This is a genomic window from Hyunsoonleella aquatilis, from assembly GCF_014270105.1.
GTDB classification, from domain to species: Bacteria; Bacteroidota; Bacteroidia; order Flavobacteriales; family Flavobacteriaceae; genus Jejuia; species Jejuia aquatilis.
Map to the genome: position 1 here is coordinate 1 of NZ_JACNMF010000019.1, position 1,680 is coordinate 1,680.

Here is a 1,680-nt window from a genome sequence, read left to right on the forward strand (position 1 = left end):
TCCACTGTCAAAAACATAGGTCTTAAATCCATAATTTGTTTTACAAGAAACTATTATTCCGAGCAAAGTCAGAAATAATATTAATTGTATGGATTTGGGTTTTCTCATATTGGTTACAACGGTCTCGTATAACCGTCAGTTACGGGTTAATATGTGTTAATTTTCGGTTTAGCAAAGACGTTAGCAATTCCGAGTGGATTCGGACGTAGTCGAATCCGCCGTAATTGCGGTTATACATTGTTACAAGCAGTTTTTATTTCCATTCTTTATTCAAAATACTATAGACATAAGTTCCTTCACTTTCCCCATATGATTGGATATTGTAATTCCGAAGTAATCCTTCCCTAACAGCTCCAAGTTTCTTTATTGCTTTTTGAGACTTGATATTCTTTATGTCAATTTTGAATTCAACTCTTCTTAATATTAGCTCATTAAAACAGTAATCCAAAAGCAGTTTCTTGCAGATGGCATTAATTCCAGTTCCTTGAAATTTTTCCGCAATCCAAGTCCATCCAATTTCTAATCTTTTATGGTAGAAATCAATATTTCCAAACATTGTAATTCCAACTGGTTTTTGATTTTCCTTTTCTATAATTATAAATGGATATAGAGTCTTTTTTTCTTTTGCAGAAAAACAATAATTAAAATATTCCATTAAATCGTTTCTGTTTTTAACTCTAGCTCCAAATTCCCCAAGTTCTTTTGAATAACTTATGCGTTCAATGTCATTAATATCCGATTCTTTCAACGGTCGGATTAAAATCAATTCATTTTGAAGAATTAATTCGGTTGAGAAAAATTTTTCGTTGTTCATCAAATTGCTTGTAACGGTCTCGTATAACCGTCAGTTACGGGTTAATATAGGCAGACTTTTCGATTTAACACAGGCTTTAGCAATTCCGCGTGGATTCGGACGTAGTCGAATCCGCCGTAATTGCGGTTATACATTGTTGTGCCTAGTTTTTTATCCATTCCAAGTCAAGTACGTCTCGTAATCTATTGAGGCTTTGTCTCGATAAAAACTTAAAAGCAAGCCCGATAAAAGCGTATCTAATTATTAAAATTTGTCCAATTACAACCAAAATAAAAATCGGATTAGGTTCTTCTTGCCCTGTTAATATTGCGATTAAAATTCCAACAATGGGGAAGCAAAGAATGATACTTAATAAAATCCGAAAGACTTTATGTATTTCCACTTTCACGTTTCCTTTGTCAGATTCAATTGCTCCAGTCATTACGCAAAAAGCTCCTTTTCCAATTGCAGATGATATTAGTTTAAATTCGTTTCCGTTTATTATTCCGCGAAATGATTTGTCGGTATGCTGAGAAGTCAGATTTTCAGACTTTTCCGTTCTCCGATTCAGTCGATTCAGCGTTTCAGCTTGGTCGTCTATTAGCTTAAAATTCAGCTCTTTGGTTGGGAATATTTTCATTTCTCAAATTAGGCACAACGTATTTGTGTATGATTTCGTTGCGTGTTTAAGCACTAAAGTTAGCAAATAAATCACAGATAGAAAGTCCGCGAGGACTTTCGTAAGTAGGCTATAACTAGCAATGAATTATACACGTCTTAAGTTTGTCTTTCATTAAATTTAACCAATAATCAGAAAGAACAAAAGAGAGAAATAAGGTTAGTATACACGGTGAAGCTTTGGACTTCGACAACATTGATAACCCTCT

Annotated in this window: 2 protein-coding genes; both read right to left on the minus strand. The window is 33.8% G+C overall.

Going from position 1 to position 1,680, the window contains the following annotated elements:
• Nucleotides 1-253 precede the first annotated feature (253 nt).
• Complete coding sequence (locus H7U19_RS16760) at nt 254-814, minus strand: GNAT family N-acetyltransferase (protein WP_186564032.1); 561 nt, start codon at nt 812-814, stop codon at nt 254-256.
• A 142-nt stretch (nt 815-956) separates the two neighbouring features.
• Nucleotides 957-1,433 (minus strand): hypothetical protein, encoded by a 477-nt coding sequence (locus H7U19_RS16765; RefSeq protein WP_186564033.1) that lies wholly within the window; start codon nt 1,431-1,433, stop codon nt 957-959.
• Nucleotides 1,434-1,680 lie beyond the last annotated feature (247 nt).